This window comes from Rhodococcus sp. ACPA4 (assembly GCF_002300185.1).
Classification (GTDB): Bacteria; Actinomycetota; Actinomycetes; order Mycobacteriales; family Mycobacteriaceae; genus Rhodococcus_F; species Rhodococcus_F globerula.
Window position 1 is genome coordinate 391,314 of the sequence record NZ_NSDY01000001.1, and the last position, 13,164, is coordinate 404,477.

15 protein-coding genes are annotated in these 13,164 nt (G+C 61.5%); 10 read left to right on the forward strand and 5 right to left on the reverse strand.

What is annotated here, in order from left to right; all coding sequences use genetic code 11:
* Positions 1–123 precede the first annotated feature (123 nt).
* Complete coding sequence (locus CJ178_RS01835) at positions 124–894, forward strand: siderophore-interacting protein (protein WP_033236527.1); 771 nt, start codon at positions 124–126, stop codon at positions 892–894.
* Here CJ178_RS01835 and CJ178_RS01840 read toward each other — a convergent pair.
* A complete protein-coding gene (locus CJ178_RS01840) occupies positions 891–2,063 on the reverse strand; it encodes a multidrug effflux MFS transporter (RefSeq protein WP_095885985.1) in 1,173 nt (390 codons plus the stop codon). The genes CJ178_RS01835 and CJ178_RS01840 overlap by 4 nt on opposite strands.
* A gap of 78 nt (positions 2,064–2,141) precedes the next feature.
* On the opposite strand from CJ178_RS01840, the gene CJ178_RS01845 reads away from it, so the two are divergent.
* Both CJ178_RS01845 and CJ178_RS01850 read left to right on the forward strand, forming a co-directional pair.
* Entirely contained in the window at positions 2,142–3,074 is a 933-nt protein-coding gene (locus CJ178_RS01845) for a tyrosine recombinase XerC (protein ID WP_095885986.1), read from the forward strand.
* A 278-nt stretch (positions 3,075–3,352) separates the two neighbouring features.
* On the forward strand, positions 3,353–4,318 hold the full coding sequence (locus tag CJ178_RS01850) for a MinD/ParA family ATP-binding protein (RefSeq protein ID WP_371851314.1): 966 nt from the start codon (positions 3,353–3,355) through the stop codon (positions 4,316–4,318).
* A 29-nt stretch (positions 4,319–4,347) separates the two neighbouring features.
* On the opposite strand, the gene CJ178_RS01855 is transcribed toward CJ178_RS01850, so the two are convergent.
* Positions 4,348–4,857, reverse strand: coding sequence for a M23 family metallopeptidase (locus tag CJ178_RS01855; RefSeq protein WP_033236605.1), 510 nt, complete (start codon positions 4,855–4,857; stop codon positions 4,348–4,350).
* 305 nt (positions 4,858–5,162) lie between these two features.
* Here CJ178_RS01855 and rpsB point away from each other — a divergent pair, with 305 nt between their 5' ends.
* The 6 genes from rpsB to CJ178_RS01885 all read left to right on the forward strand — a co-directional run bounded on the left by rpsB (position 5,163) and on the right by CJ178_RS01885 (position 10,185).
* Positions 5,163–6,026, forward strand: coding sequence for a 30S ribosomal protein S2 (gene rpsB / locus CJ178_RS01860; RefSeq protein ID WP_033236523.1), 864 nt, complete (start codon positions 5,163–5,165; stop codon positions 6,024–6,026).
* A 115-nt stretch (positions 6,027–6,141) separates the two neighbouring features.
* The gene (tsf, locus tag CJ178_RS01865) at positions 6,142–6,969 is read left to right on the forward strand and encodes a translation elongation factor Ts (RefSeq protein ID WP_033236522.1); all 828 of its coding nucleotides are present in this window, start codon (positions 6,142–6,144) and stop codon (positions 6,967–6,969) included.
* Positions 6,970–7,166: 197 nt separating this feature from the next.
* Positions 7,167–7,895: a UMP kinase gene (gene pyrH, locus CJ178_RS01870; RefSeq protein ID WP_033236521.1), complete on the forward strand. Its 729-nt coding sequence runs from the start codon at positions 7,167–7,169 to the stop codon at positions 7,893–7,895.
* Between the two features lie 70 nt (positions 7,896–7,965).
* Complete coding sequence (gene frr, locus CJ178_RS01875; RefSeq protein WP_033236520.1) at positions 7,966–8,523, forward strand: ribosome recycling factor; 558 nt, start codon at positions 7,966–7,968, stop codon at positions 8,521–8,523.
* 49 nt (positions 8,524–8,572) lie between these two features.
* A complete protein-coding gene (locus CJ178_RS01880; RefSeq protein ID WP_033236519.1) occupies positions 8,573–9,469 on the forward strand; it encodes a phosphatidate cytidylyltransferase in 897 nt (298 codons plus the stop codon).
* Positions 9,470–9,480: 11 nt separating this feature from the next.
* Positions 9,481–10,185 (forward strand): class I SAM-dependent methyltransferase, encoded by a 705-nt coding sequence (locus tag CJ178_RS01885; RefSeq protein ID WP_179300707.1) that lies wholly within the window; start codon positions 9,481–9,483, stop codon positions 10,183–10,185.
* A gap of 85 nt (positions 10,186–10,270) precedes the next feature.
* On the opposite strand, the gene CJ178_RS01890 is transcribed toward CJ178_RS01885, so the two are convergent.
* Together CJ178_RS01890 and CJ178_RS01895 are read right to left on the reverse strand one after the other, a co-directional pair.
* The gene (locus CJ178_RS01890; RefSeq protein WP_095885989.1) at positions 10,271–11,113 is read right to left on the reverse strand and encodes an HpcH/HpaI aldolase/citrate lyase family protein; all 843 of its coding nucleotides are present in this window, start codon (positions 11,111–11,113) and stop codon (positions 10,271–10,273) included.
* Between the two features lie 95 nt (positions 11,114–11,208).
* Complete coding sequence (locus CJ178_RS01895) at positions 11,209–11,619, reverse strand: LapA family protein (RefSeq protein WP_072782454.1); 411 nt, start codon at positions 11,617–11,619, stop codon at positions 11,209–11,211.
* Between the two features lie 102 nt (positions 11,620–11,721).
* Between CJ178_RS01895 and rlmN the strand changes: the two genes are divergently transcribed.
* Positions 11,722–12,831, forward strand: a complete 1,110-nt coding sequence (gene rlmN, locus CJ178_RS01900) for a 23S rRNA (adenine(2503)-C(2))-methyltransferase RlmN (protein WP_033236517.1) — start codon at positions 11,722–11,724, stop codon at positions 12,829–12,831.
* A gap of 61 nt (positions 12,832–12,892) precedes the next feature.
* On the opposite strand, the gene CJ178_RS01905 is transcribed toward rlmN, so the two are convergent.
* Positions 12,893–13,162: a DUF2631 domain-containing protein gene (locus CJ178_RS01905; protein WP_033236516.1), complete on the reverse strand. Its 270-nt coding sequence runs from the start codon at positions 13,160–13,162 to the stop codon at positions 12,893–12,895.
* Positions 13,163–13,164: the final 2 nt, after the last annotated feature.

A 13,164-nucleotide genomic window follows, 5' to 3' on the forward strand; every position in this document is an offset into this window, starting at 1 on the left:
GGAATCGGTATGTATCGCTGAGCGACGCTCACTGGCGTGGGTTGTCTTGGAATCAGCTTTCGGCCGCTACGCTCGCCATCCTGTACTCTACTTAGGTAACACTAACTTTGGAAGGATGTGGCTGTGGCCAAGCCGACGACAACCCTGACAGTTTTGCGAACTCAGAAACTGACTCCACACATGGTCCGCGTGTTCCTGGGAGGTCCGGGATTCGACAACTTCGCACCTAGTGAGTTCAGTGATTCGTATGTGAAAATCGAATTCGAGACACCGGAAGGTCAGGCTCTTCGGACCTATACCATCCGAAGTTACGACAGTAGTGCTCGCGAGATCGCGATTGATTTTGTTGTTCACGGGGACATCGGGATCGCTGGACCGTGGGCCGCATCAGTGGAAGCGGGCGCCAAGATAACAATCCGTGGGCCCGGCGGTGCCTTCGCGCCGGCAGAATCAGCCGATTGGCACCTCTATGCAGGCGATGAAACCGCCATTCCGGCAATATCAGCTTCCGTCGAGAGACTTTCGGGCGACGCGATCGGGTATGTAGTCGTCGAAGTTGGTAGTGCCGACGACGAGATTGCTATCAATGCACCGAATGGTGTTTCTGTGAAGTGGGTCCATCGAGGTGCGTCCTCGGACGCTGTTTCAGATGAATCCGCAGGCGACAATTCGCCGATTGTCACAGCAGTGAGAAACCTCGAATGGTTGCCGGGAAATCCGCAGGTATTCATTCACGGCGAAGCGCAGGCTGTCATGCATAATCTGCGCGCCTACGTCCGGAAGGAACGTGGAGTGCCGGCAGGTTCCGCGTCGATCTCGGGCTACTGGCGGCGTGGGCGCACGGAAGAGGGATTCCGGGTGTGGAAGTCGGAACTCGCAGCGGTTGAACGTTAGTTCGCAGCATCGGCCTTGCGGGCGAACAGCGCCAACGAGAGGGCTGCGAGTAACCCGAATGTCGGTATTGCGATGGCCATCGGTACGGCGGTATCCGGGCCCGCGATACCGACTAGTGGTGACACAGCTGCAGCCAATCCGAACTGACCCGCGCCCATCAATGCCGAGCCGGTTCCGGCTGCAGCAGTGACCTCGCCTTGTGCGAGCGCTGTCGCGTTGCCCATGATAAATCCGATGCTGGATACCGAAACGAACAGCGGAATGAGTAACGCGGCCGGGTTGGTTGAGTTGAAAAGCGCTGCAGTACAAAATAATACAGCTCCTGAGATTGTCAGCAGAGCAACTCCGAAGTTCAAGAGGGTGCGTGCGCTCAGGCGGCCGAGCAACCTTGCTGTGATTGTGGCCGCCGCGACCATTCCCACTGCGTTGACCGCAAACACCATCGAAAACTGTGAAGGGGTCAAGCCCAGGACGTTCTGCACGACAAACGGTGAAGCGGCGATGTAGGAGAACAGGGCACCGAACCCGAATATGAAGGCCAGCGCGTAGCCGAGATAACGACGGTTTCCGGTGACATAGCCTAGGTTGGCGACGAGCGCCTTCAACCCGCCGCCGTGTCGACGTTCTGGCGGCAATGTTTCCGGAACGAGTGTGAACACGCCGGCAACCATGACTGCGCCTGCGGCTGTCAGCACCCAGAAGATGCCTCGCCAACCAACCGGACCGAGCAGTACTCCACCGAGCAATGGGGCAACGACTGGAGCGACGCCGCCGATGATCATCATGATGCTGAACAGTTTTGCCGCTCCGTTGCCACGGGCGCGATCGGCGATGCACGCGCGCGCGAGCACGATCGCAGCCCCGCCACTGAGGCCCTGGATCAGACGTGCACCGATCAGGAATTCGATGTTGGGTGCTAGAGCGCATGCCGCGCTTGCCAGCGTGGTGATCGCCGCGGCGCCGAGCAGAAGGCGTCGACGCCCTATTCCGTCGGAGATCGGTCCGATGATCAGCTGGCCGATTCCCAGTCCGGCCATGAATGTTGTCAGCGTCAATTGGACACTGGCCGCGGATGTATCGAGTGACTCGGCCATGATGGGAAGTCCTGGCAGATACATGTCGGTCGACAGTGGCGCTATTGCTGAAATCAGGGCAAGGATGCATAGCATTTTCAAGGGAATTGCTCGGTTCACCGGCCAACCCTATCGGCGAGGGTGCTTGAAGTTTCACGCGAGGCAGGCAACGTTATGAAGATGAGTGACGAATTACCGCGAGCGCTGTCGATCCACCTCGACGCGTATGCGGAGCACCTGAGGCTGGGGCGTGGACGGTCGGAGCACACCATCCGTGCGTACGTCGGCGATGCACGCTCGCTGTTGGAACACCTTGCTGCGCAGTCGACTGGAACCGATCTGGATGCTCTGGACCTTCGGGTGCTTCGTTCCTGGTTGGCACAGCAGTCCGCTGCCGGGACCGCGCGGACAACGGTGGCACGCCGCGCGTCGTCGGCGCGCGGATTCACCGCGTGGCTTGCGCGGACCGCGCGCATCGAGGTTGATCCCGGGGTGCGACTCGCTGCGCCACCGGCTAGACGAACGTTGCCAGTCGTCTTACGTCAGAATCAGGCGATCGAGGCGATGGAAGCGGCGGAAAGTGGAGCGCAACAACATGATCCGATAGCTCTACGTGACCGGCTCATCGTGGAATTGTTGTACTCCACAGGAATTCGAGTCGGAGAACTGTGCGGCCTCGACATCGAATCGGTAGATGCGAACCGTCGATTGTTGCGAGTGCTCGGCAAGGGAAACAAAGAGCGTTCGGTGCCCTACGGCGTGCCGGCCGAATCGGCCATCGAACAATGGCTCGGGGTTGGCAGGCCACTGTTGGCATCGGAAAAATCGGGTAGTGCGCTGCTGCTGGGAAAGCGCGGCGGGCGGCTCGATCAACGCCAGGCGCGGTCGGTGGTGCACGAAACCGTCTCAGCTGTTCCGGGAGCGCCCGATCTATCGCCGCACGGTTTGCGGCATTCGGCAGCGACACATTTGCTGGAAGGTGGAGCTGACCTACGTGTCGTACAAGAGCTGCTGGGACACGCGAGTCTGGCGACTACTCAGTTGTACACCCACGTCTCGGTGGAGCGTCTGCGTGCAGTCCACGATCAGGCGCATCCGCGAGCCTGAAAAGCTCGTCGAACGAGAGTTCCTCCGAGCCATTTGGTAGCGTCGAGACTCGGAAGGGCGGACCATCGGCACGGTTGGCACAATCGCGCTGCACCGCTCGTTGCTACGCAATATCCGGGGGAATTGTGAATCGCACAGATGTCGAACACCTGCCACAGACCGGGGAACCGGCGTGGATTGCCGAAGTTGCTCCGGTTGTAGCTGCGCCCGCCGCGCCGCCCGAAGCGCGAGTGTGGCCGCAGGATTCCTGGTCGGCCCCGCCCCCGGTTTCGAACCAGATGAGCCAACAGCAAGTTACCAATCAAGATTTGGTAGCTGAAGCATTACTGAAGCGGTCCCGGCGAACGCCTCGCGGCGGGTGGCGACGTGGTGTTCACCGCGCGACCGGCGGATACGTCAACCTGGGGGAGTCCACCTCGGACCAGCGTCAACGCGCGTTGGTCGAGCGAATTGAACAACCGATACGGAACGACTACCGGATTGCACTCCTTTCTCTCAAGGGCGGCGTCGGAAAGACGACAGTCACCGTGGGTCTTGGATCGACCTTTGCTTCTCTTCGCGGAGATTGTGTTGTTGCCGTCGACGCCAACCCGGATTTCGGAACGCTGGGACAGCGCGTGCCGCTCCAAACCCGTTCAACTGTGCGCGATCTGATTGCATCGAGGCCGGATATCAAGAGCTACTCGGACGTGCGCGCCCACACCTCCCAGGCGCCCAGTCGGCTCGAAGTTCTCGCGAGTGAACAGGATCCGGCGATCTCCGAGGCGTTCAGTGAGGACGACTATCGCCAGGTCATCGACATCCTGCAGGTGTACTACAACATCATCCTCACCGATTGCGGCACCGGCATCATGCATTCGGCCATGTCCGGGGTGCTCGATCTGGCCAACTCGCTGGTCCTGGTCAGCTCGCCCGCAGTTGACGGTGCACGAAGTGCTGCCGCCACTCTGGACTGGCTGCAACTACACGGATACGGGCATTTGGTGGAACGAACCGTAGTTGTCATCAGCGCCGCTCGGCCGGGTTCGAGCGTCATCGACATGGACGCGCTCACTGACTACTTCATGCGACGGTGCCGAGCGGTGACGGTTGTGCCATTCGACGAGCATCTCGCCGAGGGGTCGGTCATGGACCTGGAACTGCTCCGTCCGGCAACCAAGCGGGCCTTCATGGAGCTGGCCGCGATGGTGGCGGATGATTTTGCCGATGCGGCGGGCCGTCACGCTGTTGCTGAGTGGCGTTGAGCGTTTCCCTAGCGTCCCAGCGGTTTGAGTCAGCGTCCCAGCGGTTTGAGTCGCAGCGGCCGGTCATGGATAAGGCCGAGCGGATCCAGGTAGGTGCGATCGCGTCGTAGCCCCCAATGGAGACAGGCGGCAACAGCGCAGCCTTCGTGCCCGGGCTCGAGAGTGCCGATCACCGTCCCGAGGCCCACGCGGTCGCCCGCCGATACCACTGCGGTGACAGGTTCGTATGTGGTGCGCAATCCGCCGATGTGGTCGATGGACACCACTGGTTTGCCGGCAACCTGTCCGGCGAACACCACAACCCCGGGTCCGGCGGCAACTACGGCCTGTCCGGTCGAACCGGCCAGGTCGACCCCGCGATGTCCGGGCAACCAGTTCTTTTCGGGGTTGTCGAAGGTCCTTTCCACTCGCGGCCTTGGCATGAGTGGCCAATCGAATCGGTCTGCGGCGTCGGCGAGAGTCGGCCCGGCGCCGATCGTCACGGCAGTAACTCCGCACAGCACCAGGATTGTCCGGCGGATGGAATTCACTAGGGGCATCACTTCAGCCTGCAGTGTGCGTCCGCAGTGAAGGTGCAGATCAGGATGGTTTTCCACAGGTTCGGATTCCATCCACAGGTTTGATTCGGCACTGGCGTTGTAGTGCTGGTTATGGCATTGCGAGGCAAGGACGTACACTTGTCGAGCGGTCTGTGTTCGCACAGTCCGACTTCGCGCGCCCGCGCACGTTTTTTCGGCCTTCGGCTGGTCCTGTATTTCCGGATACGGGTCCGACGGCCGTGTGGGCGCCAGGGCGCAGTGCCACCGGCACCGCGCAGCAACCGAATGTGAAAGAGAGAACAACAATGCCTGTTGTAACTATGCGACAGATGCTTGACAGCGGTACCCACTTCGGGCACCAGACCCGTCGTTGGAACCCGAAGATGAAGCGTTTCATCTTGACCGACCGCAACGGCATCTACATCATCGACCTCCAGCAGACGCTGACGTACATCGACAAGGCGTACGAGTTCGTCAAGGAGACCGTTGCCCACGGCGGCACCGTCCTCTTCGTCGGCACCAAGAAGCAGGCGCAGGAATCCATCGCTTCTGAGGCAACCCGCGTCGGGATGCCTTACGTCAACCAGCGCTGGCTCGGCGGCATGCTCACCAACTTCACCACCGTCCACAAGCGTCTCATCCGCCTCAAGGAGCTCGAGGCAATGGAGCAGACCGGTGGATTCGAAGGTCGCACCAAGAAGGAAATCCTCATGCTCACGCGTGAGATGACCAAGCTGGATCGCACCCTCGGTGGTATCCGCGACATGGCCAAGGTTCCCTCCGCTGTGTGGGTTGTCGACACCAACAAGGAGCACCTGGCAGTTGCCGAGGCTCGCAAGCTGAACATCCCGGTCATCGCGATCCTGGACACCAACTGCGATCCTGACCTCGTCGACTACCCGATCCCGGGCAACGACGACGCGATTCGCTCCGCAGCGCTGCTCACCAAGGTTGTCGCTTCCGCTGTGGCCGAAGGCCTGCAGGCGCGTGCCGGACTGAGCGCCGACAAGGACGCGAAGCCCGAGACCGGCGCTGGCGAGCCCCTCGCAGAGTGGGAGCAGGAACTGCTTTCACAGGCAGCTCCGGCCGCAGAAGCAGCTCCGGCTGCTGAAGCCCCCGCTGCAGAGGCTGAGGCCCCCGCCGCAGAGGCACCGGCCACCGAGGCCTGATTCGTCGAAACCGGCCCTGACCAGAGTTCCTGTGGTCAGGGCCGTTTCACCGTTAGGCCCGTGCTTCATATTTAGTCCCTGGTCCGAAACAGACATATGAGGAGGCTCGCTAACCATGGCGAACTACACCGCCGCTGACGTCAAGCGGCTCCGTGAGCTCACCGGCTCCGGAATGATGGCGTGCAAGAACGCACTCGTAGAATCCGATGGCGATTTCGACAAGGCTGTCGAGCAGTTGCGCATCAAGGGTGCAAAGGATGTCGGAAAGCGCGCAGAGCGCACCACGGCTGAGGGTCTCGTTGTCGCCAAGGACGGCGTCATGATCGAGATCAACTGCGAGACCGACTTCGTTGCCAAGAACGAAGAGTTCATCAAGCTGGCCGACGAGATCGTGACCGTCGCCGCTGCAGGTAAGCCTGCTGACCTCGCTGCCCTCAAGGCACTCGAGCTCGACGGCAAGACCATCGAGACCGTCATCGCCGAGCAGTCCGCGAAGATCGGCGAGAAGCTCGAACTGAGCCGCGTCGCAACATTCGACGGCCCCGTTGCCGTGTACCTGCACAAGCGCAGCTCCGACTTGCCGCCCGCTGTCGGCGTTCTCGTCGAGTACACCGGTGAAGGCGACGCTGCTGCTGAGGCCGCTCGCGGCGCTGCAATGCAGGTCGCAGCACTCAAGGCCAAGTACGTCACGCGTGACGAGGTTCCCGAGGAGATCGTCGCTTCCGAGCGTCACATCGCCGAAGAGACCGCCCGCGCAGAAGGCAAGCCCGAGCAGGCTCTGCCGAAGATCATCGAAGGCCGCGTCAACGGTTTCTTCAAGGACGTCGTACTGACCGAGCAGTCTTCGGTTACGGATTCCAAGAAGACCGTCAAGGCGATCCTCGACGAGAACGGCGTGACCATCAAGCGCTTCGTGCGTTTCGAGGTCGGCGCCTCCGCTTAATCCGGAGCCCGTGCACATGGACCCCGCCAGAAGAGCAATGCTCATCCGGCGGGGTCTACGTGTACCTGGGGCCTCCGATGAGGCAGGATAAGAGTGCCTTCGGGAGCAGTCCCGGAAGATTGTTGTGTCGCCGGATCAAGTCGGCGATCGAATAAGGACTTATGGCCTACGGGTCTTGTATCGAACTGAGGAGAACAATGTCCGAACCAGCCAACGAACGTCCAGGATTCAAGCGGGTCCTGCTCAAACTCGGCGGCGAAATGTTCGGAGGCGGCAAGGTCGGACTCGACCCCGACGTGGTCACGAAGGTGGCTGAACAAATCGCGGAGGTCGTTCGATCAGGCGTGCAGGTAGCTGTGGTCATCGGCGGCGGTAACTTCTTCCGCGGCGCCGAACTGCAGCAGCGCGGACTCGACCGCGCGCGTTCCGATTACATGGGCATGCTCGGCACGGTTATGAACTGCCTGGCTCTGCAGGATTTCCTGGAGAAGGAAGGCGTCGACACCCGAGTGCAGACCGCGATCACGATGGGACAGGTTGCCGAGCCGTACCTGCCCCTGCGCGCACGCAGGCACCTCGAGAAGGGCCGCGTTGTCATCTTCGGTGCGGGTATGGGAATGCCGTATTTCTCCACCGACACCACCGCCGCGCAGCGCGCTCTGGAAATCGGTGCCGAGGTTGTTCTGATGGCAAAGGGCGTCGACGGCGTTTTCACCGCGGACCCGCGTCTCGATCCGACGGCAACGATGTACGACCAGATCACGCACCGCGAGGTCATCGAGCGGGAACTCAAGGTTGCCGACGCCACTGCGTTCAGCCTGTGCATGGACAACTCGATGCCGATCATGGTGTTCAACCTTCTTACCGAGGGCAATATCGCACGTGCGGTGTCCGGTGAGAAGATCGGAACACTGGTCAAGTCGTGAGCGACTCCCACGATCCGCTCGAAAATTCGACAGTGAACGACATGAATCAGAACGACATGGAGGAACAGCCGTGATTGATGAAGCGCTCTTCGAAGCCGAAGAAAAGATGGAAAAGGCTGTCGCGGTAGCCAAGGACGATCTCGGCTCGGTACGCACCGGCCGCGCTAACCCGGGCATGTTCTCTCGTATCGTGATCGACTACTACGGTTCGATCACTCCGATCACGCAGCTCGCGAGCATCAACGTTCCCGAGGCGCGCATGGTGATCGTGAAGCCGTACGAGTCTTCACAGCTGAACGCCATCGAGACGGCCATCCGCAACTCGGACCTCGGCGTCAACCCGTCCAACGACGGCAGCATCATTCGCATTTCGGTTCCGCAGCTCACGGAAGAGCGTCGTCGCGAGCTCGTGAAGCAGGCCAAGTCGAAGGGTGAGGATTCCAAGGTCACGCTCCGCAACATTCGTCGCAAGGCGATGGACGAGCTCAGCCGGATCCAGAAGGACGGCGATGCAGGCGAGGACGAAGTCGGCCGCGCAGAGAAGGAACTCGACAAGACCACGGCCAAGTACGTGCACACTGTCGAGGAACTGGTCAAGCACAAGGAATCGGAGTTGATGGAGGTCTAGACCTCCTCGCTTTCGTGTTTGTCGGTCGGTAGCAGATCAGGGAGTTTGGGTGCACGCACAAGAGGGAACCGCCGGCGGTCCCGTCACGGACGGGCCGACGGGGGGCGCTGTTGGCGCGCAGCCGCCGAAGTCGAAGGCGGGCAGGAATCTTCCCGCCGCCATCGGCGTCGGAGTTGGTCTCGGCGCATTGGTCATCGGGACACTGATCTTCCTGCCGCCGGGCTGGATTGCCGTCGTGGCGATTGCGATGTTCATCGCGACGTGGGAAGTTGCGACACGGCTTCGGGAAGCGGACATCGAAGTTCCACGGATCCCGTTGCTTGTCGGCGGTCAGGCAACGATCTGGCTCGGCTGGCCATGGGGCCCGGTTGGCGTGATCGGCGCTTTCACCGCCACGGTTCTGGTGTGCATGGTGTGGCGCCTTTTCGATCACGGACTCAAAGCCACTCCGAAGAATTTCCTGCGGGACACGTCGATCACGGTGTTCGTGTTGGCGTGGATCCCGCTCTTGGCGTCGTTCGGCGCCCTGATGGTTCTCGAAGACGACGGACCCGGTCGCGTGTTCGTCCTCATGATCGGCGTCGTGTGTTCCGACGTCGGTGGCTACGCCGCAGGCGTTCTGTTCGGGAAGCACCCCATGGTCCCGGCGGTCAGCCCGAAGAAATCCTGGGAGGGTTTCGCGGGGTCGATGATCTTCTGCGTAATCGGCAGCCTGCTGTCGGTGACGCTGATTCTCGACGCCAATTCGATGATCGGTGTCCTGCTCGGCGTTGTTCTGGTCATCGTCGCCACGGTCGGTGACCTCATCGAGTCGCAGGTCAAGCGCGAACTCGGAATCAAGGACATGGGCACGCTCCTGCCCGGTCACGGCGGCATCATGGACCGTCTGGACTCGCTGTTACCGTCCGCATTCGTGACCTGGTTGATCCTGTACGCACTCGTGTGATCGAACGCAGCGTGACACCGATTCCCAGTCCGAACATCTGGCATTGGCCCGACGTGTACGAGGTGGAGAATCGTGCGCAGGACGTCGATGGCGCAATCTGGATGGCGATGCGTGCGGCTGTGGACTGGGCGGATCGTGACGTCGTGGACGTCGGCTGTGGGGCCGGTTTTCATCTGCCGGAGTTCGCGCGCACTGCGCGCCGGGTGGTCGGGGTCGAGCCGCACACGCCTTTGGTGCGATTGGCCCAGGATCGAACTCGCGACGACGCGAAGATCGACGTCGTTGCCGGGTCTGCCGAGTCGACCGGTCTGGCGGATGCGTCCGTCGATGTCGTTCATGCGCGCACGGCGTACTTCTTCGGGAAGGGCTGTGGCCGGGGCATCGCCGAGGCGATGCGAATCCTCAGGCCCGGGGGCGCATTGGTGATTGTCGATCTCGATGTCGGTGCGTCGCCGTACGGCGACTGGATGCGGGCCGATCTGCCCAAGTACGACCCGGCCGCAGTGGAAGCATTCTTCGAGGCTCAGGGATTTTCACTGAGCCGGGCTGACACCCGATGGGAATTTCGGAATCGGGACGATATGCGCAAGGTTCTCGGGATCGAATTCACCGAGAAAACTGCAGCGCGCGCGTTCTCGTCGGTGTCGGGTTTGTCGTTCCCGGTGCGCTATCGCGTGCACGTCCGATTCAAGCCGCGATCGTTGGAATTGCTGTGAATCTCTTCAGAAAGTCGCACGTCAGGCGCTCTTCATGAGCATGAGCGCCTGACGCATTCTGCACCGATTCAGAACTATGCCGAAATTAGTTCTGAGTCGGGATGTGGAAGAGGGTTGCCAGGGCGTGAATCTTCTTTGCCTTGGCCAGCCGCGGCAGGTCACTGCCATCACGTACGCGTGAGCCGTCCTCACCGAGATCGTCGATGACGTCCTGGGCCCAGGCGGCGTCGGCAACGGAGGGGCTTAAACCTGTGTTGACGGGTTCTGTTTGTGCCGGCGTCATGCAGAGCTTGCCTGCCATTCCGAGTGACAGCGTGATCGCACAATCGCGCGACAGCAGATCAAGGTCGGTACCCAACGTCGGGCCGTCGATGGGAGCGGCGATCCGGGCGGCACGGCTCGCGATGGTGAGCCGTGAGCGGGGATAGGACATGGATGTGGGGGAGTCGTCCATCCCGGTGTCGCGGCGGAAGTCGCCACTACCGAATGCCAGTCGGAACGTGCCCTCGGTTCGAGCGATTTCCGGTGCTGCCTCCAGTCCGACTGCCGATTCGACGAGAGCAAGAATCTTCGTGCCCTCTGGGAGGCGTTCGGCGGTGGCGTCTACCTGCTGACCGCTTTCGGTCTTCGCGAGCATGACGCCTTCGAGCCCTTGGAGGCCGGACAGCGCGGCGAGGTCCTCTTCCCAGAAGGGTGTGGTGGCGTCGTTGATGCGCACCCAGGCACGGGCATGCCCGCTCAGGAACGCGACGACGTCTTCTCGGGCCTTCGGCTTGTGTGCCGGGGCGACCGCGTCCTCGACATCGAGAATCACGGCATCTGCAGCGCTGTTCAGCGCGGCGGTGAAGGTGTCCGGTTTGGACGCGGGGACAAGTAGCCAGGATCGCGCTTGTTCAGGTGCGATCCGCATGGTCACAGGTCTCTCCATGTGAGTGGTCACAGCAGGTCCTTTCCGGTGATTTGTACGACACCAATGATGCCTGGCAGACCACCGATCGACCCAATTGCGTAACTAGATTTCAGTCACAGCTGACGTTTGGCCGCGCGGCGAATCTGAACAATCCGGACACCGCCGGCAAGGGCCATGATGAGGGCGCCGGCAATCGCCGCCAGCAGGATGGTGATCCCGAGTGGGAAATCCAGTTGCCACGCCAGGATTTCGACCGACACGTTCTCGAGATTCTGCAGGATGAAGACAAGTAGCAGGATCAGCACAATTGCACCGATGACCAGGCCAACCCACGTTGTTGCCGCGCGAGTTCGGTCGGTGACGGCAGTTCCGGTGGGAGTCGGCGTGGGTTCTACTGGCGGCGCCGGGTCGTGTTTCTCCACGGCCGCCGTGTCATCGGTGGCGGGGAGTTGTGGGTCGGATCCGAACCCGTCGGCGGGTCCGTACACGGGTGCGTTCGAGGGATCCTCTGGTGTGCTCGACATGAGTTGATCATCACGCAAGAAGCACGAACATGCACGGGTTCTCGGCGCTCAATCGGGCCGAAGTAGGGGTGAACGCCAAATCAATGGGAGAATGGTGTAACTATGGCTGCCTCTCTTCCCCTCGTTTTCAATGCACCCAAGCGCGGAATGCCTCCTCGGCACCTCGCTGACCTCGACTCCGACGAGCGCAAAGAGGCGGTCAAGGAGCTCGGGTTACCGGCATTCCGGGCCGATCAGATCGCCCGCCAGTACTACGCCCGCCTCGAAGCTGATCCCGAGAAGATGACGGATCTGCCCGCAGCGGTGCGCGAGAAGGTGGGGGACTCGCTCTTCCCGAGGTTGCTGACACCCGTCAAGCATCTCGCGTGCGATGCCGGCGATACTCGCAAGACGCTATGGAAGGCGCACGACGGCACGCTTCTCGAGAGCGTCCTCATGCGGTACCCGGATCGCGCGACGCTGTGCATCTCCAGCCAAGCCGGCTGCGGAATGGCCTGCCCGTTCTGCGCCACCGGTCAGGGCGGCCTCGATCGCAACCTGTCGACGGCGGAAATCGTCGACCAGGTTCGCGACGCTGCTGCTGCCATGCGCGACGGTGAAATTGCGGGCGGACCCGGCCGTCTCTCCAATGTCGTCTTCATGGGCATGGGTGAACCGCTGGCCAACTACAAGCGTGTTGTCGCGGCCGTGCGTCGCATCACGTCACCGGCGCCGGACGGACTCGGACTGTCTCAGCGATCCGTCACCGTGTCGACGGTCGGCCTGGCCCCGGCAATCCGCAAACTCGCCGACGAAGGCCTGAGCGTCACGCTGGCGGTGTCCTTGCACACTCCTGACGACGAACTGCGCGACACCTTGGTACCGGTCAACAACCGGTGGTCGGTGGCTGAGGTTCTGCAGGCTGCGCGGTACTACGCAGATCAGACCGGCCGCCGTGTGTCGATCGAATACGCGATGATCAAGAACGTCAATGATCAGCCGTGGCGCGCGGACATGCTCGGCAAGAAACTCAAGAAGGCGCTCGGAGGACTGGTTCACGTCAATCTGATTCCGCTGAACCCGACTCCGGGAAGCGAATGGGACGCGAGCCCGAAGGACGTCGAGCGGGAGTTTGTTCGCCGCGTCATCGCGCAGGGTGTGTCCTGCACGGTCCGCGACACCCGCGGCCAGGAAATCGCTGCCGCCTGTGGTCAGTTGGCTGCCGAAAACTGAAGTACCGCAACAAAAAACCTCCACGAACTCGAAGTTCGTGGAGGTTTTTTGGTTGCGTGGGTTATCGCGGGTGGCGACGGACGATCACGTCACGGATCAAGACGATCGCCATCAAAGCGGCGGTACCGATCAGCCACAGGTCTTCGACCTTGCCACTGTGATTGCCGATGATCATCAGGAGCAGGAATGCCGTGAAGAACCATCCGGCGATACGGAAAGTCTTGAGGCTTTCACCACTCCACCCCCATGCGGCAGAGGGGACCTCGGCCTCATCGACATGTGAGACCACGACGGGGGCGCTGGACTTGACGTCCAACTGGGTATCGGCCACGG